Below are 26,089 nucleotides of genomic sequence, written 5' to 3'. Positions count from 1 at the left end.
AAAAAGCTCTGGTATTTGTAAAATAAGATTGCTAAAATGTTCATGTGAAATAGATATTTAATTCAATAGGGGAGCGTATTATATGAGCTTAATTAAATTCGATAGTACTAAATTAACACCATTTGTTCATGAAAATGAACTTAGTGAAATGCAAGCAATGGTTGACGCCGCAACAAAGGAATTAAAAGAAGGTACCGGAGCAGGTAGCGACTTCCTTGGCTGGGTTGATTTACCAGTTGACTACGATAAAGCCGAATTTGACCGTATTAAAAAGGCAGCTAAGAAAATTCAAGCTGATTCGAAAGTTCTAATTTGTATCGGTATTGGTGGTTCTTATCTTGGTGCTCAAGCAGCTATTGAATTTTTAAACAGTGCTTTTTATGGTAAAGGTAAAGATAAGTATCCGACAGTTGTTTTCTGTGGTAATTCTCTTTCGGGCTCATATCTTCACGATTTAATTGAGTGGCTTGGCGACAAAGATTTCAGTATTAACGTTATTTCTAAATCTGGTACTACTACTGAACCAGCAGTTGCATTTCGTGTTTTTAAAGAAAAGCTAATTGAAAAATATGGCGTGGAAGAAGCGCAAAAACGGATTTTTGCGACAACTGATCGTGCTAAAGGTGCCCTTAAGACCGAAGCAGATGCTGAAGGTTACGAAGAATTTGTTGTACCAGATGACATTGGTGGACGTTTCAGTGTCCTTTCGGCTGTTGGGCTTTTACCAATCGCGGTTTCCGGTGCTGACATTGATCAATTAATGAAGGGTGCAGCGGATGCGCGTAGTGAGTATAAAGATACTGATTTATCAAAGGCTACACCATATCAATATGCTGCTTTACGCAATATTCTTTACCGCAAAGGTTATACTACTGAAATTGTAGAAAACTATGAACCAACTCTGAGAATGTTTAGTGAATGGTGCAAACAATTAATGGGAGAATCAGAAGGTAAGGACAATAAGGGAATTTGGCCAGCAAGTGCCAATTTTACAACTGATCTTCATTCCCTTGGACAGTACATTCAAGAAGGTCTGCGCAATTTGTTTGAAACTGTAATCAGAGTTGAAAACCCGGCAAATGATGTAGTTATTCCTTCAGACGATCGTAATCTTGATCAGCTAAACTTTTTGGCCGGCAAGAGCTTGAGCTATGTTAATGATCGCGCATATGAAGGTGTTGTCTTAGCCCATACTGATGGTGGTGTCCCAGTAATGACTGTAACTATTCCTGATCAGACTGAACACACTTTGGGTTACCTAATTTACTTCTTTGAATTGGCAATTTCGGTTTCAGGTTACTTAAATGGCACTAATCCATTTAATCAACCTGGTGTTGAAGAATACAAACGTAACATGTTTGGTCTTTTGAATAAGCCAGGTTATGAAGAACTGCATGATGACTTGGTATCTCGTTTTGAAAAATAACTAGAAGTAGTTTTAGTGTTGAATCAGATTGATTTTTTCGAATTGAAATACTAAGATAGTAGTGTTTGCTTAAAGAGCATCTGGATTGATTTCCGGTAATCAGTGAGATCGGATCCTTGAGCGGAATAAGATAGATAAAATAATTTAGTATAGTTCATCCTGTACATTTTTAAATTATTGATATTCAATCAATTATGGAAAGGGTAAAAGTCTATGACTTTTTACTCTTTTTTATTATTAGGAGATCTCTTATGCAAGAAAAAGAAGAAACAAAAAAACACGTTTTATCAATTATTAGCTGTGCTTTGATGGCTTTTGTCTCAATTTTGACGGAAACTAGTTTAAATGTTACATTTCCGACCCTGATGAAACAATTTCATATTAGCCTTGGATTGGTACAATGGACAACCACGGGCTACTTATTGATGATTGCGGTTATTATGGTGTCTAGTTCGTATTTAAATGAGCGTTTTTCGGCTCGGCAATTGTTTTTAACTGCTGCAATTGCTTTTATTAGCGGTTCAATAGTAGCTGGTTTTGCTCATAGCTTTTGGGTTTTGCTAGTAGGGCGACTCATTTCTTCAATTGGTGCCGGCCTATCAATACCGTTAATGTTCAACTTGGTTGTCGAATTAATGCCTCAGGAGAAATGGGGTTTTTATATGGGATTGACTGGTCTAGTTGTCATTTTGGCTCCATCTTTAGGGCCAACTTTTGGTGGAACGGTCGTATATTATTTTGGCTGGCCGTTGATTTTCCACATTGTTGCTGGAATAGCCGTGTTGGTTTTAATTATGGGATTTTTTAATGTTGAACAGTACCATGAGAAAAAACACTCTAGTTTTGACTGGTTACGTTATGCTATTATTGCGATTGCAATGGTAATCTTCAATTTAGGTTTTAATCGCATTAGTAATGGTTTAACAGATACTGGCTTTTGGCTGAGTATGATTATAGTTGCACTTTTAGTATTTATCTTTATTAGGTTATCTAAGACCAGTGAAAAGAAATTGATTAACTTAACTGTTTTTAAAAATAAGCCATTTGTTTTTGCGTTAATTTCATACTTATTGCTGCAGTTTATTAACATCGGCACCAGTTTCGTTTTGCCTAATTATGTCCAGATTGTCAATCATGCTAGCTCACTAATTGGCGGTTTAGTTTTACTTCCTGGCTGTATTTTAAGTGGTATTCTCAATCCTTGGTTTGGTCATATATATGATCAAAAAGGGCCCAAAGCTCCTTTTTTAATTGGTACTATTTTTTGCTTTACGGCTAGTGTATTGTTTACTGTTTTTGGTTTGAAAATCCCAACTGTAATGGTTGGAATCTTCTACGGCATCATGATTATTGGTCGGCAAATGGCCTTTAACAATACGATGGCCGAAGCATCAAAATTGCAGCCTCAAGAGTTGCATACAGACGCAACGGCTGTTTTTCAAACTGGTCAGCAATATGCAGGCTCAATGGGAACCACAGTGATGGCCGCAATTATCTCTGCTTGGCAAAAAAGGTCTGGCAACTACGCCGTTTTAACCGCCCAAGGAAGTCAAGTGGCATTTTTAGTTATGGCAATACTCTGCGTCGTCATTTTCTTTAGCTATCTAAACTTATTTAGACTAGAGAAAAAAACAAATTAATTTCATATATTATTAAAAGGGAGTCAAAAGACAATCATGTAATTTGACTCCCTTTTTTGTTGATCAAAAAAATGTAATGCTATTAAAATTAAAATATTTTTAATTAAATTATGGACTTTTTAAATAAAAATGATAAAATACTAAAATAATTGATTTTTAGGAGGAAAATAAAATGCAACGAATTACAAGCTTGCCAAACTTATCAAAGATAATTTTGAAAGGTAACGTACACTTAAAATTTAATGTAATGAAAGAGGAGTATTCTAATGGCTGGTACAACCGAAAACAATAAATTAACTGTAAAAACATTTTTTAATAACATCTTAGCGGGTACGGCAACTGGCATCATTGTCGGGCTAATCCCAAATGCTGTAGTTAGTGCTGTTTTGAAGCTTTTTGGGGTCAATTCAGTAACTGCCGGAATTAGTCAAGCTTTGCTTATTTTTCAATGTGCGACTCCGTTGTTAATTGGAGCATTGATTGCAATTCAATTTAAAATGGCGCCCTTGGATGTTGCAATAGTCGCTGCTGCTGCTTATGTGGGCTCTGGCGTAACTAAGTTTGTTCCGCAGATTGTTAATCCCGCTACTAAAGCACAAGGTGTTTTTGTTTCGGCTGGAACAGGGGACTTAATCAACACGATGATTACTTCTGGATTGGCTGTTGGTTTATTGTTATTAGTTGGTGATCATTTAGGTTCAGTTAAAATTGTGGCCGCTCCGATTTTAGTCGGTGGTGGAGTAGGCTGGATTGGGATGCTGATTTTACCTTATGTCAGCAAAATCACCACGTGGTTAGGAAATGTTATTAACTCCTTTACTAATTTACAACCAATTTTAATGTGTATATTAATTTCTTGTATGTTCTCTGTGTTGATTATTTCTCCTATTTCAACAGTGGCAATTGGTATGGCAATTCAATTAAATGGACTTTCAGCTGGTGCTGCAGCTATGGGCGTAGCGGCAACTACGATAGTTTTAGTTGTACATTCTTGGCGTACTAATAAATCGGGTGTGACCATTGCAATTGCTTTAGGTGCTATGAAGATGATGATGCCAAACTTATTCCGTCACCCAATTATTTTACTGCCAACACTAATCACAGCAGTTGTTTCCGCAATTCCAGTGGCATTATTACGGGTTAGTGGAACGCCAGCCTCAGCAGGTTTTGGCTTAGTAGGTTTAGTTGGACCATTGGCTTCTATGGATGCGGGAAGTGCTAGCATTAGTGTTGTAGTAGCACTACTTGTTTGGATCGTAATCCCTGGCGTTGTTGCGTTTATATGTCGTTTTGTTTTTGAAAAAGTACTTCATGTATACGATGAAAAAGTTGTATTTGCTTACTTGGGCGAATAAACAATAAAAGAATAGCAAAAAGTCAACTTCTCAAAGTTATGAGAGGTTGACTTTTTAGTTTGATTTTTTTCAATTTGTTTTTTCTAGTTTCAAAGAAGTTGTATTTGAAGTTAATTTAGCTTTTTCCAAGCACTTTCAATTTGTTCATAATTTAAAGCAGAGGTTTCAGAAAATAATAGTTTAGCTTCACCAAGTTCTGATTTAGAACCGATGCCTACGGAGAGTGCACCTGAACGATTAATCGCCGTAATTCCAGCAACCGAATCTTCAATTCCGACACAGTCTTTTGGTTTTAAGCCAATCGCGTCAGCTGCAGCAATGAAAATGTCTGGTGCTGGTTTTCCAGCAGCCACTTTACTTGGATCGGCAATTGCATCGAAAGTATTCATTAATCCTAATTTATCTAAAATATATGGTCCATTCAAACTGGCAGAAGCAAGGGATAATTTAGTGTCATGCTTTTGGAACTCGGTAATCAATTCTGAGATTCCGGGCAAAATATTATTTGGAGTTAGGCTTGCAAGTAATTCACGAAAGACAGAATTTTTTTCAGCAGTCATTTCATTAAATTCTTGTTCACTGACCTTTATATTTAAGTAATTTAAAATGGCGGTCAATGAATCGGCTCTGCTTACACCTTTAGTTTGCACTTCTAATTCATCGGGTAGGTCACGATTAAAGTGGTCTTTGATTAACTTGCGCCAAGCTTGAAAATGGTAAACAGAAGTATCCGCAATTACACCATCAAGATCAAACAGTACGCCTTTCATTGATAAACTTCCTTTCGCTGGCTAAAGGTGTTTTAGCCATAATAGATTTAATTTCAGCAAAATCATCATCTGAAATATTGATAAACGGTAACATTATGTTCATTTCTTTTAGTGAACTTGAGCCAAAAGTTGCTAAATTCTTAGGATCTTTTAGAAATTCGAATACACTATTAATTGAATGCAATTTTTCAACTAATTCTTCGTCAGACATAATCTGCTTTGCTGGCATGTTTAAATCATAGTATTCAATGTAGCCAGATTCAGGTTGATAAGTAATAGTATAATTTCCGCCAGATAAAGTTAGAGGTAATTTTTCAGCAACGCCATTTACAACGACGCTTTCATTAGTACGCGGCAACGTTACAGATACTTCTTGTCCAAAGGGTACATCTAAGTTGATTTCAATTGTATGATTATTATCTTTTTCTAACTGATATTCAATCTTTAAGTCGCCATACGAACTTTCGTAATGACCTTTAACATGCTTCAGGCGATAGTCAAATTGTGGAGCAAATAAAACTTTTTGGTAACCCTTAGATTGATTTTTAATTCCTAAGACTTGTTGATAAGCCCATTGCATAATTGCACCAATTGAATAGTGATTTAACGAATTCATTCCTTCAGGATTCATTGAACCATCAGGTAAAACGGAGTTCCAACGCTCCCAAATTGTCGTTGCTCCAAGGTTAACTGCATATAACCAACTAGGAAAGTCTTCATTTAAAAAGATCTGGGTAGCAAGTTTATGCTTACCATTTTCAGATAGAACTTGACAAATTATTGGTGTTCCAACAAAGCCAGTCTTTAAGTGGTTGTTGTCTTTTCCAAGTCTAGTTACTAAATCATTAACAACTCGTTGCTTTTGACTTTCAGGAATTAAGTCAAACCGAAGGGCTAGGGCATAAGCAGTTTGTGTATCGATTGCTAAACGACCGTTTTCAGTAATGTATTCGTGCGCTATGGCCTGCTTGATTTTTTGGGCTTGCTCATTATAAATCTTAGCGTCCTGTTGCTTACCAACTACTGTGGCAGCACTAGCAACAATTGAACTTGAGTAGTAATAGTAAACTGAAGCAATAAAGTCTTCATCAGTTTTACCAGTAGGCATCGCAGGATTTTCTCCATCTAATGAAAGCCAATCGCCGAACTGAAAACAGCCGGTCCAAAGGTATTTGGTACTGGTGTTTTTACTAATCCAATCAACCCAAGATTTCATACTCGAGTAGTTTTGACGTAAAATTGCTGGATCACCATACGCCTGGTATACAACCCAAGGAATAACGGTTGCAGCATCACCCCAAATTGCAGCACCGCCACTGTCGTTACCCATTGCCGGAGCATACATAGTGAGCATTCCATCATGAGCTTTTTGCTCAATTTGCATGTCACGCGCATATTTTTTAAAGAAGGCATACGTATCCATGTTTAAAACAGCGGTGCTTGAGAAAATATCGGCATCTCCGGACCAGCCGAGCCGTTCATCACGTTGAGGGCAGTCAGTTGGAACATCAAAGAAATTACTCTTCTGACTCCATAAAACGTTTTGTAAAAGACGATTTACTTTGGAATTATCAGTTGCAATTCCACCCGTAGTTTTCATATCAGAGTAAATAACAGCGGCTCTAAAGTCTTCTTTCTTCAAAGGCTTATGATTGCCAGTTACTTTGACATAACGATAACCATAGTAAGTAAAGTGGGGACGTATCCATTTTTCTTTCCCATTTGAAATATAGTGAAAAGCAGCACGTGCTTCACGCAAGTTGTCACGGTAAAAATTGCCATTTTGCAATATTTCACCAACTTGCAATTGCATTTCGGTTCCCGCTTTTTCATGATTGAAAAATTCTGGCCAGCCAGCTTGATTTTGTCCAAAGTCTAAAACTGTTTCACCAGCAGGGGTTTGAATAATGTCTTTTACAGGAAGATATTCTTTAACTTTTAGTGGTAGGCTTAATCGATCATGCAAAATGTTTTTTGGATGGTCAATGACGGTTGCCGCCTTCCAGTCAGTAATTTTACGGGTAGCATCATAATCTTCTCCGTAGTAAATTGCTGACTTAGTAATCCTGCCAGATGTGGTTTGCCAAGAATTATCACTATTGATAATTTCTTCACTACCATCTTCATACTTGATGTGTAATTCAGCAATTGCCATTTGTTGGTCACCATATATATTGTCTTGACCACCATCAAAGCCAAAATTACCTTTATACCAGCCATCACCAAGAGAAATTAGTAGTTCGTGTTGGGTTGATTGTTGTAAAAGATGACTAACATCATAAGTTTGCACCTGAATCAGCTGGTTATAAGCTGTAACTCCCGGTGCCAGCAACTCATTACCAATTTTTTCATCATTCAAGTATGCTTCGTAAACGCCAAGACCTGACATGTAAAGACGAGCACTTACGATGTTTTGTTTACTGGTAAAGCTTTTTTTAAGCAGGGTGTTTTGAAGATCTTTATCAGAATTTCCAATCCAGTCTGCTTTAAATGGCTCATTTATTTTACCGGTTTCGAAAAAACTATCCTTGCTGGTTTCATTGGCTTCGCTTCTGAGCGAGACAGTTACTTTATAACTTGTTCGGGGTTGAAGCTCAAGCTCAAAGTCAAAAAAGTTATTGTCATAGTCTTGCCAATCGGAATCATAAACTATGTCATCACTTGTTACTACAACTTTTTTCTTCGTGTCTTGAATAGGAAATGAACTATTAGCACTAAACTCTACTCGCACGCGATTATCTAGGTCGAATCCAAGCGGCTCGGAAAGATGATTAATTGAGATTTGATTAATTTCGAACATCAATTTGCTCCTTTTATAAGCGGGTATCAAACTGACCACAGAATGGATCTACGGGGTTTTTACCCAAGAATTCACCTTGGCCCATCATTTTCTTAAGTAGGGCATCAATTGTTACATCATTGCCAGTATAAGCATTGATGTATGTTGAAACCATTGGGATATCAAAAAGATGATATGGGTTGCAAGTTGAAACGAAGACAGTCGGAATGTCCTTCATAAACCAAGGAGCATCAGCTGCCATTAAGTGAATCCAGTCAAGTCTAGTTGTAGTTTGGTTGCTGGCAGTTTCTACATTAGCAACGTAGAAAGCCAAATCAAACTGATCTTTTTCGTATTGCACGCCGCCTTCAAAAACTTCTCGGAAATCAAGGTTTTTGCGATCAAATACAGTAACTTGGAAACCTTTTTCTTCCAATTTTTGCTTGAATTTAGCTGTAACTTTACCGCCTTCTTTGAAGCCGCCGTCATCGCTATCGCCTAAAACTACTAAACGAACTCGTGGGTACTTCTTTGGTGTAATTGGAAGAAGTTGATCACGATCTTTAACAAGAGTGATTGATTCATTCGCCACTGTTGCAGCCAACTTTTCATGATCGGCTAATTTTAAGTCAAATTTGCTTGTTGAAGGTTCACACAGGTTGTTATCAATGTCCATGACTCCTTGAGCCACCTTGGTAGCAATGATTCTGGTTACTGCTTCATTAAGTCGTTCTTCGGAGATTGTACCATCATTGACTGCGTCAGTGATAAACTTATAATCTTCATCAATGTCTTTATTGAAAAGTATCATGTCGACCCCTGCATTGATAGTTGCTGGGAGTGCTTCTGAACGTTTCAAGATTGCATTATAGCCAATCATTGGAGTGGCATCAGTGATAGTTAAACCATTGAAGTTTAATTCTTTGCGAAGTAAACCATCGATTAACAGTTTTGAAGTTGTAGCAGGGCGTAAATCCTTATCTTCAATTCCGGGTTGCAATTTTCTTTCCCATGCAGGTTGCATAATATGAGCAATCATAATGCTTGGCAGGCCATTTTCGATTAAGTGGTGGTATATTTGACCATATGATTCCATCCATTCATCTGCTGATAATGAATTAATTGAGCTTAAAAGGTGTTGGTCGCGTTCGTCGACACCGTCACCAGGGAAATGCTTGGCAACTGGAATTACATGGTTATCATTGAGTCCGGCAATTTGAGCATCGGACATCTTGATTACTCGGTCTTTATCACTTCCGTAAGTACGTACATTCATAATTGGATTATGGAAGTTTTTATCAATATCAACAATTGGTGCAAACGACATGTTTCCACCAACCTGCTTTGCTTCGTAACCCGAAACAGCTCCTAGGTTATAAGCGTTTTTTGTATTATCAGTTGCCGCAATTTGAAGTGGGCGTCCAAACCAAGTACCTTCGTTAACTAGGCCGTTGCCACCAGCTTCAAGGTTTGCAGCAATTAAAAGGGGAATATCACTTGCTTCTTGTGACGTAGAAATTTCGTGTTGTAATTTCTTGGCATTATCTGGGCGATACATAATCCCACCCGGTTGATACTTATCAACAAATTCTGTTAAATTAGTGTTATCTTCGTCTGAACCGATGACAAAGAAAAGTTGTCCGATTTTGGCATCTTTTGACATACTTTTAACTTTTTTATTAACAAAGTCGATTTGAGAAGCTGATAAGTTATATGGCTTCTGAGTTAAATCTGTCATTTTTTTCCTCCGTGTGCTATAAATATAATTTGATTTCAATTTCAATTTTAATCTAGAGCTGATGTTATCGCTATTGTCAAAAGTCATAAAAATTGTGTTCATTTCACAGTTTTTCAATTAAAGAAATAACTAGCTTAATTTTTGATCAATGTAAGTGTTACTAACTAAAGAAAGTAAAGAAGGTCAATTTTCTTGAAAGAACAAACCCTTAAACTCCTTAGAAAAAACAATTCACCTAGAGACTGGTCTGACGTTTTAGAAACAGTTAAAAAAAGTGGTAATTTAACCAAAAAAATTGGCAAAGTAAATAATGAACCTGTATATCGTTTTTTTGATACATATTCCGATAATTTAACTTTAAATAGTAGTTCGATTTCAATTGCCGTTCAACCTACTGAATCGTTTATTCCATATCATGTTCACGATTATGTTGAAATTATGATTCCGTTAGTAGAAGATTGTACTGTAGTAATGGAACATTCCGAAGTTCAGGTAAAACAAGATAACCTCATTTTTATGGGTAATAGAACTATCCATAAGGTTAAGCCGATTAGTGAAAATGGCATTGTCGTTAATATTGCACTGCGCGGTTCAGCATTTTCGCTGAATGAACTTGATTATTTGAACAATAAAGAGAAAGGCTCGAATATTTCGAATATTTTATTTTCGCTTTTGTCTAATGAAGAATTTGGTGAGGGAAGATACAGCCTATTTGATATTAATCATAATCCTAAAATTAAGGAACTAATCTATGATGTTATTTCAGAGTATTATCATCCAGACATTCAATCTGACCAATTAATTCGATTAGAGATGCTAATTTTATTTACTCGTTTAATTCGCCAAGCGGCAAAAGCTGAAATTAAAGTTAAAGATTATCGAAAGCAAAAAACTAATCTATTGTCCTTACTTTTATATATTGAGAAACATTATCAAGATATTACATTACAAAAAATGGCTAAACATTTTGGCTTTAATCCTAATTACTTATCTGACTATCTTAAGAAGCAAACTGGTAAAACATTTATCAATTTGGTTCACTTACAGCGGATAAATGTTGCAGCGGAATATTTAACTTACTCAACTGCTCCAATTGAACGAATTGCTAACAGAGTAGGCTACGAAAATCCCTCATATTTTTATAAAATCTTCAAAAAGTATTTCGGTATTTCGCCCGCAGAATATCGCAAAAAAAATAGTTAAATAGCTAAAACTGGCATAATAATTAGCCAGTTTTTTTTGACTTTTAAGAGTAGTAAATCTGTGAAATGGATATAGATTCTCTGTTTTTTGGATATGGTCAGGGCAGATTTTGACTAATATACTTTACTTAAAATTTGAAAGCGAATCCAAGAAGGAGAAAAAAATGAACAGAAAACAAATAACCACAGCAATAGGTATTCTAAGCATGAACCTGTTGCTTATGTTGTCAACTGCTGTAACCTCTGCGATTGCGGCAATTGCTAAGTCCTTTCCTAAGGAGCCAATTTCTAAAGTACAATTGATTGGTTCGATTCCACAATTAGGTCAGATTATTGCGACTGCATTATTTGCTTATTTAACTTTTAGAATGACTAGAAAGAACTTAGGCTTGCTAGCTATTGCAGTTGTTGGAATTAGTGGCTTAATTCCAGCGATATACAGCAGTAGCTTGAATTTGATATTAGCGTGCATGGTATTAGTAGGTTTTGGTACAGGAACTATTACTAATGTTGTACCGGTATTATTGCAAGAGAACTTTGAAGGTGAAGCTAGAGCAACTGCCATGGGTTGGGCATCTGGTGTTACTAATGTTGGAATGATGATCTTTACCGCTCTAGGTGGTGTCTTAGGTAGTACAGATTGGAGAAATCTATTTTGGGTATACGGACTTGCACTGATTGTCTTTATATTAGCACTGATGTTGATTCCACAAGACCAAAAATTAGGTAATTCTGAAAAAGAAAATGGAAACAAAAAGAAGACCAGTTTCTGGACCTTATTAAAACAATTAAATGGTCTTGTTTATGTATTGTATTTAGTCAACTTTATGCTTTCATTAGCAATGATGACATTTTTATCTAACCAGTCAATTGTGTTATCTGCACAAGGAAAAGGTACTGCTTATGTTGCAATGGTAACTGCACTAGGTAATGTAGGTGGAATAATTACTGCAACTTTCCTAACTTATATCAGGAAGTTTACAAGAAACGATACAATTGCTTGGGGCTTTATTGCGTTTGCATTATCATTTGTCTGCATTGTATTCTCGTCTAATGTGGTATTACACATTATTGGAAATGCGTTTTCTGGCATGGGAATTGTTTTGGTTAATGCTACAGCACCATATGAAATGTCAATTTTAACTAACCAAGAGCAATTTCCAATTGCTATTTCAATCAACACTTTACTCGGCTCTATTGCAGGAATGATTGTTCCAATGTTACTAGCAGCAGTTGGTATTGCTCCAGGGCGCGATTCATACATTGCGGGAATTGCAATTTCAGTTGTTACTGCTGTACTTTTGTTTGTAACCAGATATGGGTCAAGAGTTGAAAAAGCGCATGGTAATGCAGAAGCAAATTAGGTAAATTTTTTAAGTAATTGTTCTTTAGTATAATTGGAGAAGAAATATGAAAATTGAGAAAGTACAATTAGATAAAGAAAATCCGCTTGTTACTTTAACTACTTATGTTTTAGATGATTCGTCGGAAATGCTTAATGGTGCTCCAAGACCAGCAGTTATTATCTGTCCAGGAGGTGGCTTTTTCAGTTGCTCTGATCGAGAGGCGGAGCCAGTTGCTATGTATTTTGCTGCACAAGGTTATCATAGTTTCGTTTTACGCTACGCTACTTATTTTAGTGGCGGTTTAGAAATGCCAGATTTGTCAAAGCCCCTGCCGCTGAAGGAAGAATCTACTTACCCAAGACAAATACGCCAACTAGGAAAAGCAATGCTTTACATAAAAGAAAAAGCAAAAGAATGGCATGTTGATCCTGAAAAAATCGGAGTATGTGGTTTTTCCGCTGGTGGACATGTTGCAGCGCTTTATGCAACTTGCTACAATGAATCTGTTTTAACGGATTACTTAAAAGTTAGCGCAAAAGACTTAAAACCAGCTTTTGCTATTGCAGGCTATGCGCTAACGGATTATCATTTTTTGGATGAAGAATTAAAGTCTAAACAAGATTCCCCTGGAGAGTCTGCGTTTATGAAAGCTTCAAATGTCGCATATACAGGGGTTGAAGTCCCTGATAATGAACTTGAAAGCAAGATTAGTGTTGTTGACCATGTAGATAGTGAAACTCCGCCATTCTTTATTTGGACAACAACAACTGATCCTTTGGTATCACCTGTGCATTCCCTAAAGCTTGCATTAGCTTTAGCAAAAAAGAAGGTTCCCTATGAAATTCATATGTTTGGTGAGGGTACACATGGTTTAAGCCTTGGTACACAAGCCGTAGCAGATTCTAAAACGCAAGTTGAACCAAATGTCGCTCAATGGACTACTTTATGTACGAAATGGCTTGAAAAACGTTTTGCTCTAAATTTACCCGATAAAAGTCCATTTGAAGAAATGAAAGAAAAAGAAGAAAGCAACGCTAAGAAATAAAGCAATAAAAGGTCAGTCAATCAAAAGGGCTGACTTTTTTTGCTGTTTAATATATTGCATTTAGCTAAAAGCTTTGTGTGAAAGTAAATCTGGAAAAGCAACATCTTTTTTCTGGCTTTTGAATATGGTTTTAAATAAAGCTAGCTAATATACTAATCCATGATAGTGTAAGCGGTTCAAAGAGAAAGAGAGAAAACAATGCTAAAATTTGAAATTAATAATAGAAAAACTGACTTTCCTCATTATTGGGAGATATGTGTTGGAAGCTGTCATGCATATACAGCCTTAAGAGCAGATTATCGTCAGCAGTTAAAAAAAGTGCATGATGAACTTGGTTTTAAATACGTTCGTTTTCATGGTCTATTTGATGACGATATGAGTGTATGTATTGAGAACTTTGATTTCTCAGGAAAATCGTTAGGTATTACTTATAATTTTGTTAATATTGATAATGTGATTGACTTTTTACTGAGTATTGACATGAAGCCATTTTTAGAGCTAGGCTTTATGCCTAGCTGTCTGGCTTCTGGAGATGGAAGAGTCTTTGCATATGGCGGTAATAATTCAATGCCGAAGTCTGATAAAGCATGGGAAGAGTTAATTAGTCGCTTTGTTGAGCATATTATTGACCGTTATGGTAAAACTGAAGTTGAATCATGGTTCTTTGAGGTTTGGAACGAGCCGAATTTACCATTGTTCTTTTCTGGAACACAAGAAGACTATTTCCATTTATATCAGATAACAACAGAAACAGCCAAGAAAATTGATCAAAACCTTAAGTTTGGTGGTCCTTCAACCTCATTCAATTCTTGGATACCAGAAATGGTTGAATTTTGCGAAAGCAACAACGTTCCGTTAGATTTTCTTTCAACGCATCATTACCCAACTGATGACCCATTATGGCAAAGTGGTTTAGATATTGATGAGTTCTTTAAAAAGACCGGGGGTAAAGAAACGGTTTACCATCGTGGAATTCTAAAAGAAATGACCAGCAGGACTAAGAAACAAGCCCAAGGCTACCCGTTATATTACACGGAGTGGAATGTTTCCGCGATGCTTGGGGATAAGATTCATGATGAACCGTACGCTGCTGCAATGGTGGCAAAGACTTTAGCAGATAATGATGGTTTGGTTGATGGTTATTCATTTTGGACATTTAGTGACATCTTTGAAGAACAGTCTCAAAAACCAGGTGTATTTCATGGTGGCTTTGGGTTGCAAACAGTTGATGGAATTGAAAAACCAGTTTATCGAATCTTTGAAATTTTCCATGAATTAGGCTCTAAGAGAATTGAAGTTCAAGGAAACGACCAAGGTACTGCTGAGGTATTGGCAGTGCAAAAAGATCTTGATTTACAAATTCTTGCGTATAATCATAATGTGCCTAGTGAAGAAATTAAGACCGAAGAAATTGAAGTTGATCTTGAAGCCAATAAATCATTTGAAGCCAAGATTGAACGAATTGATGAAAATCATGCAAACCCAATTAAAAAGTGGAATGAAATGGGCAAACCAGTATACATTAAACAGCCTGAAATTGCTGAATTAAGAAAATCATCCAAGCTTAAAGATGAAAAACTAAATATCAAAGATGGCAAACTAAGTTTGGAAATGCCACCACACTCATGTGCATTTGTTACAATTAAAAACTACTTTGATTAAATAGCTAAATAAACCACCTAATATATTACTATTGGGTGTTTTATTTTATATAAATTTATTAATTAAATTACATAATTAGAAAATTTAATTAAAAAGACACTTTGGCAATATATCAGAGAAAAAAAGTTTCTTAATGCCTACGATTGTAAACATTTTGCAACGATAACATGTTTTAATAATAATTTTAAAAAAGATCACTTGTAAGCGATTAAATAACTTCTAAAACCCCCTTTTTTAGTGCAAAAAAAGGTATAATTTGTAAAGAAAATGAAGGGGGTTAAGAATCTATGATGTGTGATAATTTGTTTTTTAAAATATTATGGGTAATTGTATACGGCATTACTGCTTACTTTACTTTTACTGACAAGATGATGATGGCAATGTACTGGATGGCTGGAGGCATGTTTGCTCAAGCTGTTGTTGACCTTGTTTATCACTTTTGGCCAAAGAGCAAAAAATGCTAATTATTTAATATTTGTACCTCAATTATCAATAGTAAAATTATTTAGTGAATTAATAAAAAGCAGCTACACAATTTGTGTAGCTGCTTTTTAGTGGTTAGACTAATAAGTTTAAGTAACGATAACATCCAAGCACGTATCGATTAAGTCAGATTTAACTATGAGTAGGGAAAGGTGAACTGTTTAACCCAATCCGCTTTGTCGTGATTCATCATGGAAATACGACTAGTATCAGAGTATAGCTACCTTTGTTGATCATTTTCTTTTAAAAAACTTTCGATAATTTTTTCACGCATTGTAAGAAAAATTTGGTTATGACCAGTAGGGTGTATGCGATTAGTCAGTAAGATTAAACCGGTTTGCTTAATCCGATCAAGTAAAATCAAGACACCAGTGAAGCCGGTGTGTAAAATTAGTGGGTAATGGAGTTCAGGATCAAAACGCAAATCCCAGCCCCAGGAACGGGGCTGAAGGTTCGTCGCATTTTTGTTATCAAAAAGCTTGGCTACCACATCTTGGTCATAGGGTAGAATGTCACGATCAAGGCCAATATAGCCTTTAGATATACGAATCAAATCACGCATTGAAGAAAAGAGACCAGCTGATCCACAATCACTACCAAGTTGACGCGCTTTAGGGTCATGAGGAACGCCCTGTAGCATTTCGCTACCTAACATACCAGTAGGAACACAATTGCTTTTTTTAGGAAAAAAGGTTGTGTCTTGTAAGTTCATTGGCTCGATAATTTCGCTCAGTCCAACTTCCTGGACTGAGCGATCATATATATTTTTAATTGCTAAACCAAGCAGGATGAAATTCGTATCGGCGTAGCGCATTTTATGCTCAAATTCATCTGTTACAGGTAAATTGATAATTGCCTTGATTAATTCGTCATGGCTCAGTGTGTCGCGGTTTTTAATCCAACCGCGAATTCCGCTAGTATGTGTTAGTAGGTGAAAAAGACGAATACGTTCATCTTTAAATTCGGGCAGAAATTTTTGCAGTGGTTCAGTAAAGTTGATTTTTCCTTCCTGATACAGCTTTAGTAGGATATTCTCCGTGATTAATACTTTGGTTAAACTGGCTACATCGTATTGGGCAAAAGGACTCAGCTGAGTTACTTTTGGATAAGTGCTGGCAAAACCAACCGTAGAAGTGAAAATTTGCTCTTTTTTAATAAAAGCATAGTTTACTCCCGGAACAATACGCTCAGAAACCATCGATTCAATTAAGTTCTGGGTGGCGGAATAGTCAATCATAAAATTTGGTCCTCATATAAGTTTCTCTATCTATTATATACAATAAAAAAGTAATTTTGAGGAATAAAACTAATAACCATATACTTAATTGCATTAGCAATAATTTTATTTCAACTAAAAAAGTTGACGTAATTAGTTTTAATGTCTTGTTTATCGATAAAAATTCCTTGACAACATTACCGTCATACCGCATAATAATTACTGTTGATTTTGCCCGTTGGTCAAATGGTTAAGACGCCACCCTCTCAAGGTGGAGTTACGAGTTCAATTCTCGTACGGGTGATTTAACACTGGGATATAGCCAAATGGTAAGGCACAGGTTTCTGGTTCCTGCATGTTTCGGTTCGAGCCCGGATATCCCAATATTTGTAATTTGTCTTAGTATCAACTAGCGTCGAGCATTGATACTAAGGCATTTTTGTTTTAAACGATTGTAGAGTGTTTGTTGATTTTTTCTTACTGTAAAAAATAGAAACAAGATATATCGTTTAAGCAAAACGTGATATAATGTTACTTGTTTATAAACTAGTAAAACCACATTAGAAAATCGTTTTAGTTGTTAGACGTAAATAAAGCTAAATGGTTCTAATGATATTATTAAGAATATTGAAATGAAGACTTGGAGATTTTTATGAAAAAACTAAGTGTTAATGCAAAAGCAAAATCATTGTTATTTACTGGCTTTTCCGCAGCCGTTCTTGCATTTGGAGGCGTCAGTGCTAATAGCGTTGTTCAAGCTGCCGATGTTCCTGGTGAAGGGACTGTTGATGGTCGCATTTCAACTGTGACTGTTCATTACCAAGATGAAGCTGGTAACAAAATTGCTGATGATCAAGTTTTTGATGGTCATGTAAATATTGGATATGGTAGTATCCGTAAGGCTATTAAAGGATATACTTTAAAGGACTGGCAAGGTCCAACTGAAGGTTTCTTCAGTGATCAGCCTCAAACTGTGACTTATATCTATTCAAAAGGTAGTACGCCGACTGAAAATGAAACTCCGGTGAACTCTGGTCAAACTGATAAAAAACCAGAATCTAGCAATCAAGATTCTAAGGATAAATCAAATGCTAACAAGAAGCCAGTTGCGACGGAAAATACGAATAATAAAAAAGATCCAGTCGTTGATCCTTCAAATACCGAAACTACATTGCCTCAAACTGGCACTGACAAGCTAGCTTCATTTAGCATGATGTTTGCAGGTCTTTCTGCTCTAGCAGTATCATTCATAGGAATGGTTGGACTTCGTAGAAAACAAAACTAATTAGTTTTGGTTGAATAAAATAGAAAAGCAGCAGGTTTTAACTTGGTGCTTTTTCTTTGCTTTATGTTTTTTACTGACAAATAATTACTAGCAGCTTTGCAAAAAAAGCATATGATATAAAAATTTTTAATCTAGCGAAAAATCAAAAAACTCGCAAGCTATTAAAACTTGCGAGTTTTTCTATAGTTACATTCCAGCCTTAATAATTTTCTTTTCAGCCATTGTTTTACGTAACGAAAGTAGGGCAGTATATGTAGATAAAATGTAAACTTTTTCCGTAGGCAATTTAGCGATTTCGTTAATGACCGCTTCATTGTCAGGACAAGTGGTCATTTGAGCTGGGTCAAACCCAGCAACTTCTAGTCTAAAACTCATATCTTGCCAGCGCTCACCACCAACTAAAATTTTCTTAATTTGCTTATGGTTTAGTTCTTCAAACTGACCATCCCAAATCCATGAGGTATCAATCCCGTCAGCGTGATTTGCATTAAGCAGGGTTACCAGCGAATAATCTTCTTTTTCCGTATTTAGCATATGAAGAACTTCATCTAAACCAACGGGATTTTTGACTAAAATCAAATTAATTTTCTTATCAGCGTAACTAATTAATTCTTGTCGACCAAAAACCCGTTTGTTTTTAGCAAAAGCGTTGGCAACTTCATCATCACTTAAGCCAAAGTACCTAGCAACGGAATAGGCAGTTAATGCATTATATATGTTGTAAGTTCCACCTACATTGATGCTATAATCTTTGGTGCCCATCTGAAATTTTAGTTGATTTGGACTTTGCTCAATTATTTTGGTAACTGAATATGTTAAATGAGGCCGGTGATAATCACAATTGGGGCAGAAAAAGTCGCCTAAATTGGCATAGATGCGGTCATGGTAGTGGAGAATATGATCACATTTTGGACACAAAACACCATCGGTATTAACGGGTGCTTTAATGTCATTTTGCGGCTGATCATTTGGGCGCTTAAAACCATAAAAAATCTTGGGATTTGGTAAATCAACTGATGAGAAGATACTTGCATCTCCATTAGCGATAATTGTAGCATCAGGAGCTAGCTTAATTCCTTCAACGATCTTTTCATAAGTGGTATAAATTTCTCCGTACCGATCCATTTGATCACGAAAAATATTAGTTAAAACAAAAACACTTGGTTGCACTAACTTAGTTACCATTTTAACGTTAGCTTCGTCCACTTCAAGCACAGCAATTCGTCGTTTTGAACTGCTACTTTTATGTGCTAAAAAAGCAGTTACGATTCCCTGCTGCATATTAGAACCTGACGGATTAGTTAAAACATCGCCGTATTTTTCTTGCAATGCTTCAACAATTAGAGCTGTAGTCATGGTTTTACCGTTCGTACCAGTGACAATTATTGTTTCGTAGTCATTAGCCAGTGCGTTCAGAATGTTGGGATCAAGTTTCATTGCTAATTTCCCTGGGAAACTGGTGCCGCCTTTTAAGACGTTATGGAGAAACCAATAACTCGATTTTCCAGCCAATTTGGCAATTCCAGATTTTAGTTTCATATTTTATCCCTCGCTTTAAAATCATTATCAACTATAGCATAGCGAGCAATTGAAAACGAGTTTTTAGTGACAATTTAACTGCACAGATTTTAATTTTCATCTATACTAGATAAGTTAGATAAATTCTATTTGAACAAAGGAGCTAAAATGGCACAATTATTTTTTCACTACGGAACAATGAGTAGTGGCAAAACACTTGAGATTCTCAAGGATGCGCATAACTATGAGGCTCAGGGCCGTAAAATTGTTTTAATGACCAGTAGTATTGATGATCGAAGTGGAGTAGGTACGATTGCTTCGCGAATAGGTCTTCATCGAGAAGCAGTCCCAATTGCACATGATATGGACGTTTTTGCTTACATTCAAAAAATTAATACCCAAGAAGAAAAAAACGGTGATGGCTCGATTGCTTGCGTGTTTGTTGATGAAGCACAGTTTTTGGAGCGACATCACGTTTTTGAATGTGCCAAAATAGTTGATGAATTAGGCATTCCGGTAATGGCCTTTGGGCTAAAAAATGATTTCCAAAATAATTTATTTGAAGGTTCAAAGAACTTACTAATTGTTGCTGACAAAATTACTGAAATCAAAACCATTTGTCACTACTGTGGACGTAAGGCTACAATGAACTTACGTATTCATAATGGAAAACCGGTTTATGAAGGTGAACAAGTTCAAATAGGTGGCGACGAGAGTTACTATCCGGTATGCCGCTTTCATTACTTTCGCCCAAGTGAGCACAGATAGAGAGGAACTGAAAAAACATGGATAAAATTATGGCGCAGCTTGAAAGTCTTGTAGCTCATTATGACGAGTTGCAAGAAATGATGGCCGATCCAGAAGTTATCAATGATACTAAGCGCTACATGGAAGTTTCTAAGGAAGCATCTGATTTGCGCGAAGTTGTTGAAAAATATCAAAAGTATAAGTCAGATAAAAAAGACATCGCTGACAATAAAGAGATTATTTCAGGTGAAAGTGATTCTGATTTAGTTGAAATGGCTAAAGAGGAAAATGCCGATTTAGAACAAGAGATAGTTGATTTAGAAGATCAAATCAAAATATTGATGTTACCAAAAGATCCTAATGATGATAAAGATATTATTATGGAAATTCGTGGTGCAGCAGGTGGTGATGAAGCCTCCTTATTTGCTGGTGATCTTTTGCGAATGTATGAAAAATATGCTGAACGGCAAAATTGGCAGGTTTCTATTGTTGATAGTGAACCAACCGAAGTTGGGGGCTATAAACGTATCGCAATTATGATTACTGGTGAAAAAGTCTACTCTAAACTTAAATATGAAAACGGAGCACACCGCGTGCAGCGTATTCCTGTAACTGAATCTCAGGGACGGGTTCATACTTCAACTGCGACAGTTGCCGTAATGCCAGAATATGAACAAGTTGACCTTGAATTAGATCCTAAAGACATAAGAGTTGATGTTTATCGTTCTAGCGGTGCAGGTGGTCAGCACATCAACAAGACATCAAGTGCTGTTCGAATGACTCACCTGCCAACTGGTATTGCGGTTGCAATGCAGGACCAGCGTAGCCAGCAACAGAACCGTGAAAAAGCGTTGCAAATTCTAACTTCGCGGGTATATGACTATTACGAAAGTCAAAATCGTGATCAATATGATGCGGAGAGAAAAAGTGCCGTGGGTACAGGAGATCGTTCTGAGCGAATCAGAACGTACAATTATCCTCAAAATCGAGTAACCGATCACCGAATTGGACTTACGCTCAATAAACTAGATCGTATTATGAATGGTGAGTTAGATGAAGTAATTGATGCGCTAACACTATATAATCAAACTAAGCAGTTAGAGGAGCTAGCTGATCAAAATGTCTAAAATTGCCACATTAAGAGACTTGCAAATTTGGTCTTCTGAAGTTGCACCAGAGGAGCGGCAGGAAGATATTGCTTTTTTGATTACTGAACGATTAGGATTGAATTTGAGTGAATATCAATTGAAGCAAGATATGCGCTTAACTGATGATCAAGTAGAACAAGCTAAAAAAGATATTAAGCAACTTGTCAAGGGAGTTTCTCCGCAGTATGTTCTTGGTTACTCTTGGTTTTATGGCTATAAGATCTTACTTCAGCGTGGTGTCTTAATTCCTCGCTTTGAAACTGAAGAGTTAGTTGCTTGGGCTTTGAAAAGTCTAAAGAATGAGGATAAAGTCTTGGACCTTGGAACTGGCTCAGGTTGCATTACGGTTGCTTTAGCCAAAGAAGCTGAAAAAAAAGGCTTAACTAGTTTAACTCTATATGCCTCAGATGTAACTGATGCCGCCTTAAGGACAAGTGAAGAGAACTTTCTAATTCATAATGTTGATGTGACTGTTCGCAAAGCAAATATCCTAATTGGTTTGGAAAAGTTCGATAAAATCATTTCAAACCCGCCATATATTAAAGAGTCTGAAAAAGATATTATGGATCAAAATGTTCTTCAAAATGAACCTAAAGAAGCATTATTTGGTGGTGAAGATGGTATTGGTTTCTATCGTAAATTTGCCAAGCAAGTTCGCCAGCATTTAAATCCAAAGGGTGAATTTTACTTAGAATATGGTTTTAGTGAAAAAAAACAGCTTCAAGAATTATTTGCCAAGGAACTCCCTGATTTTACGATAGAATTTAAAAATGATTTGGCAGGTAAACCCCGTATGGTAAATGGAAAGTGGAAAAGATAATGGAAACGAAGATTTTTTTGCCAGGAGAAATCGACGCTGCAGTCAAGTTATTATCTAAAGGAGAATTAGTTGCCTTTCCAACGGAAACGGTGTATGGCCTTGGGGCGCTTGCTACCAATGAAAACGCAGTCAAAAATGTTTATCTAGCTAAAGGACGTCCAAGTGACAACCCGTTAATTGTGACGGTTTCTGATGAAGTGATGATGACTAGATTTGCCAATGAAGTACCTAATAGTGCTAAAAAGTTGATTAAGCAATTTTGGCCGGGTCCTTTGACAATTTTACTTAAGGTTAAGCCTAAAAGTTTGCCGGAAGTAGTAACTGGGGGATTGGATACGGTGGCATTTCGCTGTCCCGATGATCAGCTAACTCATGAACTAATTACCAAATTAGGTGCTCCTATTGTTGGACCGTCTGCTAATACTTCTACCAAGCCTAGTCCCACGACAGCACAACATGTCTATCATGATATGGAAGGTAAAATTGCTGGAATAATCGACGGTGGAGCCACTAGATTTGGACTGGAATCAACGATTATTGATTTATCGGTTAAAAATCCTATTGTATTACGTCCCGGTGCAATTACTCCAGAAGAACTAAGCACCGTTTTAGGTAAAAAAGTACTAATCAATACTGGTAAAGTTGCCGATAAAGATATTCCTAAAGCACCGGGAATGAAGTATCGCCACTATGCCCCTAGTGCTTCTGTTATTATTGTTGATTGTGCTAGCGATTTTACGAAAATTAACTTTACTAGTGAAACTGGTGTAATGGCACTTGAAAAAGAGCTCGAAAAAATAGATTTGCCAAAGCAAAATAAGTTTAGTTTGGGTTCAAGCTTGACTGAAGCTGATCATAATTTGTTTGGCGGCTTGCGTTATTTTGATGATCAAAAAACTATTAAACAAATTTATGTTCAAGGATTTAGTGGTAGTGAAGCAACTTTTGCATATATGAACCGTTTAAACAAAGCGGCGGCTGGTCATCATTACGCAACAAAATAAAAAATTGGAGGCAAAGGACTTTAAACCCTTTGCTTTTTTGATTAAAATAACTTTAAGCACATTTTGTTACAGGAGGAAAAAGATGGGCAAATTTACTGTTTTAGATCATCCGTTAATTCAGCACAAATTAACAATTATTAGACGTAAGGAAACAAGTTCCAATGAATTTCGGCAAATAGTTGGTGAAATCGGAGGGCTCATGACTTATGAAATTACTCGTGATTTACCACTTAAGGATGTGGAAATTGAAACACCAATAGGTAAAACTACGCAAAAAGAAATCGCGGGCAAGAAAATGACTATTGTGCCAATTTTACGTGCAGGAATAGGTATGCTTAATGGTGTGATGGAGATGATTCCGTCTGCAAAAGTTGGCGTAATCGGTATGTATCGTGATGAAGAGACTTTAAAACCGCATGAGTACTTTTGTAAAATGCCTAAGGACATTGCAGAAAGAGCATGCTTAGTTGTTGATCCAATGTTAGCTACTGGTGGCTCCGCGAACATGGCAATTGGTGCACTTAAAAAACGTGGTGTTAAAGTAATTAAGTTAGCAGTTTTAGTTGCTGCTCCTGAAGGTGTTAAGGCAATCCAGGAAGAAAATCCAGATGTTGACATTTATGCCGCTGCTGAGGATGAAAAGCTCTTACCGAATGGATATATAACACCAGGACTAGGAGATGCTGGTGATCGGTTATTTGGTACCAAATAAACTTTTTAACAAATAAGTTAATGAAAATCGCTTACAAGTTTTCACAAAACTAGTGAATGGTGTTAATATTGTATGAGTGTTCAAAAATCTGGGCACGAGAAGGGAGGTCACGAAGAAATGGAGCAACCATTTGTTTTTAAATTTTTGGGCTTAAGCTTTGATTTATCAGGGATTATAGGCTCAACTTTAATGGCAGCTGTGGTGTTATTTGTTTGTATTTGGCTCTCTCGAAAAGTTGAAATGAAACCCAACAAAAAGCAGAATATAATTGAGTTCCTGCTAGATTTCACTGATAATATTGTTAAAGACAATGTCAGCGATGTTGATGCTCGTAAACATGTTTCGTTATACGCTTTTGTTTTGTTTTTGTATATTTGGTGTATGAACCAGTTAGGTCTTTTCTTAGAGGTCAAGGTTGGCGAAAGTGTATTTGTCAAATCCCCAACTGCTGATCCAGTAACGACAATGTCGTTTGCAATGATGACCATGCTTCTATCATTTACATTTGGTATGCAAAAATTTGGGACTGCTGGCTACTGGCGTAATTATGCGGAACCAGTTAGTTTTCTTTTTCCAATTAACATGATTGAAGAGGTTACTAACTTCCTTACGCTGTCTTTACGTCTGTATGGTAATATCTACGCAGGTGAAGTTTTATTAACACTGATTGGTAATAGCTTTGCACCAAGTTTTGGAGCTATTACTTTGGTCTTAGCAGCACCGCTTGCTATGATCTGGCAAGGTTTCTCTGTCTTCATTGGCTCTATTCAAGCATATGTTTTCGTAACTTTATCGATGGTTTATATTGGTAAAAAGGTTACAAAAGAATAATTTTCGGAGGTTTTAAATATGTTACAAGCATTTAAGTATATTTCTGCAGCAGTTGTAGCTAGTGTCGCTGCATTAGCTGCTTCATGGGGTAATGGTAAGGTTATCACTAAGACGGTCGAAAGCATGGCGCGTCAACCTGAAAGTGCCGGTAATTTAAGATCAACTATGTTTATCGGTGTTGGTTTGATTGAAGCCGTTCCTATTTTGGCCATTGTTGTTGCTTTCCTAATCCTCTTCGTTTAATTTTTACTAGAAAGTATTTAAGTTAAAAAAGAGAGAAGGGCAGTAAATGACATTTCATACTTTATTTGCAGCCTCAGCAGGTTTTACCTATTTAGGTAATACGTTATGGTACATAATTGTTTTTGCAATTTTACTTGTCTTGGTGAAGCATTATGCTTGGGGACCAGTCTCCGAGATGATGGAAAAAAGACGGCAAAAAGTAATCAATGACTTGGATTCGGCTGCGGATAACCGCAAAAAAGCCGAAATCTTGGCTAATGAACGTGAAGCTGCCTTGAAAAATTCAAGACAAGAAGCAACACAAATTCTCTCTGACGCAAAGGCAAATGCTCAGAAAGCAAGTAGCCAGATTGTAGCTGAAGCTAACGATGATGCGGCCTCAATCCATGAAAAGGCCAAGGCAGATGCCGCTCAGGCTAAAGCTGAAGCTTTGGATGAGGCGCGTACACAAGTTGCTGATATTTCGGTTACAATTGCTGAGAAAGTAATTGCCAAGAACTTATCTGCAGATGACCAGAAAGATTTAGTCGATCAGTTTATTAAGGGGCTGAATGAATAATGTCCTTGACAAAAGAACAAATTACTGCGCGTTATGGCACTGCACTATTTGATTACGCTCAGGACATGAATGCTTTGGATAAAGTTCATGCGGACTTACAGGAATTACGTAAGGCTATCTTGAATAATCCTAGGATATTGAGTGTTTTTAGTGATCCTATTTTTAATAGCGATGAAAAGAAAAAGTCATTAACAGTGATTGAACAAGGCTTTACTATAGAAGTTCAGACTTTTTTGAATTTGCTATTAGACTATAATCATTTTCAAGATCTTGTTGCAATTATAGATTGTTTTAATGAACTATATAATAGTAATAAGAAAGTAATGGTTGGTACTGCAATTACAGCAGTCAAGTTAGATGATGCGCAACTCAGAGCTTTAGGAGATAGTTATGCCAAAAGATTCCATTTAAGCGCTGTTCACCTTGAAAATGAGGTTGACGAAAGTGTAATTGGCGGTGTAATTCTAAAAGTTGGCGATTGCGTAATCGATGGTTCAGTTAAGAATAAGCTGAAAAAGATTCGTGCGCAGTTAATTAATAAAAATTAAAAGAGGTGAAAC

Annotated in this window: 23 protein-coding genes and 2 tRNA genes; 20 read left to right on the top strand and 5 right to left on the bottom strand. The window is 36.5% G+C overall.

The features are described 5' to 3' along the window. Positions 1 to 82: 82 nt before the first annotated feature. The 3 genes from AC2JF9_RS02095 (at position 83) to AC2JF9_RS02085 (ending at position 4,421) form a co-directional block, all read left to right on the top strand. Positions 83 to 1,426 carry a glucose-6-phosphate isomerase gene (locus AC2JF9_RS02095; protein ID WP_500725077.1) on the top strand — a complete coding sequence of 448 codons (1,344 nt, stop codon included), beginning with the start codon at positions 83 to 85 and terminating at the stop codon, positions 1,424 to 1,426. A 251-nt stretch (positions 1,427 to 1,677) separates the two neighbouring features. Further along, positions 1,678 to 3,066 (top strand): MFS transporter, encoded by a 1,389-nt coding sequence (locus AC2JF9_RS02090; RefSeq protein WP_500725075.1) that lies wholly within the window; start codon positions 1,678 to 1,680, stop codon positions 3,064 to 3,066. A 266-nt stretch (positions 3,067 to 3,332) separates the two neighbouring features. Beyond that, positions 3,333 to 4,421, top strand: coding sequence for a PTS sugar transporter subunit IIC (locus AC2JF9_RS02085; protein WP_500725073.1), 1,089 nt, complete (start codon positions 3,333 to 3,335; stop codon positions 4,419 to 4,421). A 110-nt stretch (positions 4,422 to 4,531) separates the two neighbouring features. Here AC2JF9_RS02085 and pgmB read toward each other — a convergent pair whose 3' ends face one another. Genes pgmB through AC2JF9_RS02070 form a run of 3 tightly spaced genes read right to left on the bottom strand, consistent with a single transcriptional unit; the run spans position 4,532 to position 9,708 of the window. After that, the gene (gene pgmB, locus AC2JF9_RS02080; protein WP_500725072.1) at positions 4,532 to 5,191 is read right to left on the bottom strand and encodes a beta-phosphoglucomutase; all 660 of its coding nucleotides are present in this window, start codon (positions 5,189 to 5,191) and stop codon (positions 4,532 to 4,534) included. Beyond that, entirely contained in the window at positions 5,172 to 7,991 is a 2,820-nt protein-coding gene (locus AC2JF9_RS02075; protein ID WP_500725070.1) for an alpha-L-rhamnosidase, read from the bottom strand. The genes pgmB and AC2JF9_RS02075 overlap by 20 nt, the downstream gene beginning before the upstream one ends. A gap of 13 nt (positions 7,992 to 8,004) precedes the next feature. Next, positions 8,005 to 9,708 carry a glycoside hydrolase family 3 protein gene (locus AC2JF9_RS02070; RefSeq protein WP_500725069.1) on the bottom strand — a complete coding sequence of 568 codons (1,704 nt, stop codon included), beginning with the start codon at positions 9,706 to 9,708 and terminating at the stop codon, positions 8,005 to 8,007. A gap of 192 nt (positions 9,709 to 9,900) precedes the next feature. Between AC2JF9_RS02070 and AC2JF9_RS02065 the strand changes: the two genes are divergently transcribed. The 5 genes from AC2JF9_RS02065 to AC2JF9_RS02045 all read left to right on the top strand — a co-directional run bounded on the left by AC2JF9_RS02065 (position 9,901) and on the right by AC2JF9_RS02045 (position 15,427). Next, a complete protein-coding gene (locus tag AC2JF9_RS02065) occupies positions 9,901 to 10,911 on the top strand; it encodes an AraC family transcriptional regulator (RefSeq protein WP_500725068.1) in 1,011 nt (336 codons plus the stop codon). A gap of 163 nt (positions 10,912 to 11,074) precedes the next feature. Beyond that, positions 11,075 to 12,274, top strand: a complete 1,200-nt coding sequence (locus AC2JF9_RS02060) for an MFS transporter (protein ID WP_500725067.1) — start codon at positions 11,075 to 11,077, stop codon at positions 12,272 to 12,274. Positions 12,275 to 12,320: 46 nt separating this feature from the next. Then, positions 12,321 to 13,301, top strand: a complete 981-nt coding sequence (locus tag AC2JF9_RS02055) for an alpha/beta hydrolase (RefSeq protein WP_500725064.1) — start codon at positions 12,321 to 12,323, stop codon at positions 13,299 to 13,301. A 198-nt stretch (positions 13,302 to 13,499) separates the two neighbouring features. After that, the gene (locus tag AC2JF9_RS02050) at positions 13,500 to 14,963 is read left to right on the top strand and encodes a GH39 family glycosyl hydrolase (RefSeq protein ID WP_500725063.1); all 1,464 of its coding nucleotides are present in this window, start codon (positions 13,500 to 13,502) and stop codon (positions 14,961 to 14,963) included. Between the two features lie 287 nt (positions 14,964 to 15,250). Beyond that, a complete protein-coding gene (locus tag AC2JF9_RS02045; protein ID WP_500725062.1) occupies positions 15,251 to 15,427 on the top strand; it encodes a hypothetical protein in 177 nt (58 codons plus the stop codon). A gap of 239 nt (positions 15,428 to 15,666) precedes the next feature. On the opposite strand, the gene AC2JF9_RS02040 is transcribed toward AC2JF9_RS02045, so the two are convergent. Continuing rightward, the gene (locus AC2JF9_RS02040) at positions 15,667 to 16,683 is read right to left on the bottom strand and encodes a serine hydrolase domain-containing protein (protein ID WP_500725061.1); all 1,017 of its coding nucleotides are present in this window, start codon (positions 16,681 to 16,683) and stop codon (positions 15,667 to 15,669) included. A 211-nt stretch (positions 16,684 to 16,894) separates the two neighbouring features. Here AC2JF9_RS02040 and AC2JF9_RS02035 point away from each other — a divergent pair. The 3 genes from AC2JF9_RS02035 (at position 16,895) to AC2JF9_RS02025 (ending at position 17,947) form a co-directional block, all read left to right on the top strand. Beyond that, a tRNA-Glu gene (locus tag AC2JF9_RS02035) sits at positions 16,895 to 16,966 on the top strand. Positions 16,967 to 16,974: 8 nt separating this feature from the next. After that, positions 16,975 to 17,046 (top strand) — tRNA-Gln (locus AC2JF9_RS02030). A gap of 268 nt (positions 17,047 to 17,314) precedes the next feature. Next, the gene (locus AC2JF9_RS02025; RefSeq protein WP_500725059.1) at positions 17,315 to 17,947 is read left to right on the top strand and encodes a MucBP domain-containing protein; all 633 of its coding nucleotides are present in this window, start codon (positions 17,315 to 17,317) and stop codon (positions 17,945 to 17,947) included. A 186-nt stretch (positions 17,948 to 18,133) separates the two neighbouring features. Here the strand turns inward: AC2JF9_RS02025 and AC2JF9_RS02020 are convergent, their stop codons facing one another. Further along, positions 18,134 to 19,486, bottom strand: coding sequence for a MurT ligase domain-containing protein (locus AC2JF9_RS02020; RefSeq protein ID WP_500725058.1), 1,353 nt, complete (start codon positions 19,484 to 19,486; stop codon positions 18,134 to 18,136). Positions 19,487 to 19,633: 147 nt separating this feature from the next. Between AC2JF9_RS02020 and AC2JF9_RS02015 the strand changes: the two genes are divergently transcribed. From AC2JF9_RS02015 to atpH, 9 genes are all read left to right on the top strand, one after another. Continuing rightward, positions 19,634 to 20,233 (top strand): thymidine kinase, encoded by a 600-nt coding sequence (locus AC2JF9_RS02015; RefSeq protein ID WP_500725057.1) that lies wholly within the window; start codon positions 19,634 to 19,636, stop codon positions 20,231 to 20,233. A gap of 17 nt (positions 20,234 to 20,250) precedes the next feature. Continuing rightward, positions 20,251 to 21,339 carry a peptide chain release factor 1 gene (gene prfA, locus AC2JF9_RS02010; RefSeq protein ID WP_500725056.1) on the top strand — a complete coding sequence of 363 codons (1,089 nt, stop codon included), beginning with the start codon at positions 20,251 to 20,253 and terminating at the stop codon, positions 21,337 to 21,339. After that, on the top strand, positions 21,332 to 22,180 hold the full coding sequence (gene prmC, locus AC2JF9_RS02005) for a peptide chain release factor N(5)-glutamine methyltransferase (protein WP_500725055.1): 849 nt from the start codon (positions 21,332 to 21,334) through the stop codon (positions 22,178 to 22,180). Before prfA ends, prmC begins: the two co-directional genes overlap by 8 nt. Beyond that, a complete protein-coding gene (locus tag AC2JF9_RS02000; protein ID WP_500725053.1) occupies positions 22,180 to 23,184 on the top strand; it encodes an L-threonylcarbamoyladenylate synthase in 1,005 nt (334 codons plus the stop codon). The genes prmC and AC2JF9_RS02000 overlap by 1 nt, the downstream gene beginning before the upstream one ends. 82 nt (positions 23,185 to 23,266) lie before the next feature. Next, the gene (upp, locus tag AC2JF9_RS01995; RefSeq protein WP_500725052.1) at positions 23,267 to 23,896 is read left to right on the top strand and encodes a uracil phosphoribosyltransferase; all 630 of its coding nucleotides are present in this window, start codon (positions 23,267 to 23,269) and stop codon (positions 23,894 to 23,896) included. Positions 23,897 to 24,013: 117 nt separating this feature from the next. Continuing rightward, positions 24,014 to 24,727 (top strand): F0F1 ATP synthase subunit A, encoded by a 714-nt coding sequence (gene atpB / locus AC2JF9_RS01990; protein ID WP_500725384.1) that lies wholly within the window; start codon positions 24,014 to 24,016, stop codon positions 24,725 to 24,727. Between the two features lie 18 nt (positions 24,728 to 24,745). After that, positions 24,746 to 24,970: a F0F1 ATP synthase subunit C gene (gene atpE / locus AC2JF9_RS01985; RefSeq protein ID WP_500725050.1), complete on the top strand. Its 225-nt coding sequence runs from the start codon at positions 24,746 to 24,748 to the stop codon at positions 24,968 to 24,970. A 46-nt stretch (positions 24,971 to 25,016) separates the two neighbouring features. Beyond that, the gene (atpF, locus tag AC2JF9_RS01980) at positions 25,017 to 25,529 is read left to right on the top strand and encodes a F0F1 ATP synthase subunit B (RefSeq protein ID WP_500725048.1); all 513 of its coding nucleotides are present in this window, start codon (positions 25,017 to 25,019) and stop codon (positions 25,527 to 25,529) included. Then, on the top strand, positions 25,529 to 26,077 hold the full coding sequence (gene atpH / locus AC2JF9_RS01975) for an ATP synthase F1 subunit delta (protein ID WP_500725047.1): 549 nt from the start codon (positions 25,529 to 25,531) through the stop codon (positions 26,075 to 26,077). The genes atpF and atpH overlap by 1 nt, the downstream gene beginning before the upstream one ends. Positions 26,078 to 26,089 lie beyond the last annotated feature (12 nt).

The sequence above is a fragment of the Lactobacillus sp. C449L genome (assembly GCF_059900815.1).
Note: the sequence above shows the minus strand (reverse complement) of the source record. Positions and strands in the feature narration are given on the sequence as shown.

Bases quoted from the DNA above. Each gene is read 5' to 3' on its own strand.
- prfA (WP_500725056.1), top strand. From the start codon at position 20,251: ATGGATAAAATTATGGCGCAGCTTGAAAGTCTTGTAGCTCATTATGAC.
- atpB (WP_500725384.1), top strand. From the start codon at position 24,014: ATGGAGCAACCATTTGTTTTTAAATTTTTGGGCTTAAGCTTTGATTTA.
- AC2JF9_RS02090 (WP_500725075.1), top strand. From the start codon at position 1,678: ATGCAAGAAAAAGAAGAAACAAAAAAACACGTTTTATCAATTATTAGC.
- AC2JF9_RS02050 (WP_500725063.1), top strand. From the start codon at position 13,500: ATGCTAAAATTTGAAATTAATAATAGAAAAACTGACTTTCCTCATTAT.
- AC2JF9_RS02025 (WP_500725059.1), top strand. From the start codon at position 17,315: ATGAAAAAACTAAGTGTTAATGCAAAAGCAAAATCATTGTTATTTACT.
- prmC (WP_500725055.1), top strand. From the start codon at position 21,332: ATGTCTAAAATTGCCACATTAAGAGACTTGCAAATTTGGTCTTCTGAA.
- AC2JF9_RS02020 (WP_500725058.1), bottom strand. From the start codon at position 19,486: ATGAAACTAAAATCTGGAATTGCCAAATTGGCTGGAAAATCGAGTTAT.
- AC2JF9_RS02075 (WP_500725070.1), bottom strand. From the start codon at position 7,991: ATGTTCGAAATTAATCAAATCTCAATTAATCATCTTTCCGAGCCGCTT.
- AC2JF9_RS02085 (WP_500725073.1), top strand. From the start codon at position 3,333: ATGGCTGGTACAACCGAAAACAATAAATTAACTGTAAAAACATTTTTT.
- upp (WP_500725052.1), top strand. From the start codon at position 23,267: ATGGGCAAATTTACTGTTTTAGATCATCCGTTAATTCAGCACAAATTA.
- AC2JF9_RS02060 (WP_500725067.1), top strand. From the start codon at position 11,075: ATGAACAGAAAACAAATAACCACAGCAATAGGTATTCTAAGCATGAAC.
- atpF (WP_500725048.1), top strand. From the start codon at position 25,017: ATGACATTTCATACTTTATTTGCAGCCTCAGCAGGTTTTACCTATTTA.
- AC2JF9_RS02070 (WP_500725069.1), bottom strand. From the start codon at position 9,708: ATGACAGATTTAACTCAGAAGCCATATAACTTATCAGCTTCTCAAATC.
- AC2JF9_RS02015 (WP_500725057.1), top strand. From the start codon at position 19,634: ATGGCACAATTATTTTTTCACTACGGAACAATGAGTAGTGGCAAAACA.
- AC2JF9_RS02045 (WP_500725062.1), top strand. From the start codon at position 15,251: ATGATGTGTGATAATTTGTTTTTTAAAATATTATGGGTAATTGTATAC.
- atpH (WP_500725047.1), top strand. From the start codon at position 25,529: ATGTCCTTGACAAAAGAACAAATTACTGCGCGTTATGGCACTGCACTA.
- AC2JF9_RS02095 (WP_500725077.1), top strand. From the start codon at position 83: ATGAGCTTAATTAAATTCGATAGTACTAAATTAACACCATTTGTTCAT.
- pgmB (WP_500725072.1), bottom strand. From the start codon at position 5,191: ATGAAAGGCGTACTGTTTGATCTTGATGGTGTAATTGCGGATACTTCT.
- AC2JF9_RS02000 (WP_500725053.1), top strand. From the start codon at position 22,180: ATGGAAACGAAGATTTTTTTGCCAGGAGAAATCGACGCTGCAGTCAAG.
- atpE (WP_500725050.1), top strand. From the start codon at position 24,746: ATGTTACAAGCATTTAAGTATATTTCTGCAGCAGTTGTAGCTAGTGTC.
- AC2JF9_RS02040 (WP_500725061.1), bottom strand. From the start codon at position 16,683: ATGATTGACTATTCCGCCACCCAGAACTTAATTGAATCGATGGTTTCT.
- AC2JF9_RS02055 (WP_500725064.1), top strand. From the start codon at position 12,321: ATGAAAATTGAGAAAGTACAATTAGATAAAGAAAATCCGCTTGTTACT.